The organism is Variovorax defluvii (assembly GCF_039541515.1).
In the GTDB taxonomy this organism is placed as follows: Bacteria; Pseudomonadota; Gammaproteobacteria; order Burkholderiales; family Burkholderiaceae_C; genus Variovorax; species Variovorax defluvii.
In genome coordinates, this window is record NZ_BAABGJ010000061.1 from 1 (window position 1) to 859 (window position 859).

1 pseudogene is annotated in these 859 nt (G+C 67.6%); it reads right to left on the reverse strand.

From position 1 onward, the window contains the following. Positions 1 to 37: 37 nt before the first annotated feature. Positions 38 to 859, reverse strand: a pseudogene (locus ABEA07_RS19085) (hypothetical protein); the annotation flags it as partial.

The window sequence follows — 859 nt, forward strand, 5'->3', positions numbered from 1 at the left end:
GCGGGCCGTCTTCAGGTCTTCGAACCGGTCAGTTCGATCAGGGCACGTTCGCCGTGCGGATGTTGAAGGGCCGGCCCTCCACCGCATAGGCGCCGCCGAACTCCATGTTCATGCCGCCGGTGCCCTGAACCGGGCAGCCGCCCGGGGGCTGGCAGGCCCAGGAGCCGCCGCGGTTGGCGAACACCACCGGGCCGTAGCGGTAGTTCAGCACCGCCTTGCCGCTGTAGTCCGCCACGCTCAGCACCATGTTGTCGCTGGCGAAGTTGTCGGCGTCTTCCACCGCGATCGGGTCGGTCATGCGCGAATCCTGCAGGGTGCGCACCACGCTGCCGCTGTTGCCGTCGGAGGCGAAGCGCACCCACTGGATCTTGCGGTCGCCGCGCGAAGCCACCAACACCTGCTGGTTCAGCGGCTCGATCGAGCGGTTGTCCGGGTCGATCTTGGAGATCGCCAGCGAGGTCGGGTTCTTGCCGATCGCCACGCGGCCACGCTCCACGACGTCGGTCGCGGTGGTGCCCGCCGGCACGTTGCCCAGGCCGTAGATGCGCAGCGAGCCGCTCTCGGTGGCGATCCAGGCGCGGTGCACGCTGCCGAACAGGGTGGTCTTCACCGCGGTGGGCCGGTCGTCCAGCGTCACCGTGGAGATCACGGTGGGCGTCTGCTGCGGCTTGTTCGCGAAGGTGTACGGCCACTGGCTGTCGGCCTGTCCCAGGTTGGTGAACTCGGTCGGGCCCGAGCCGAAGTACACGCTGTTGACGTACGAGAACAGCGGCTTCAGGTCGATGAAGGCAGCCTTCTTCTCCGACTTGGAGATCACCACGGCGACGCCCGCCTTGGCATAGCGGTTGTAGTTCTGGCC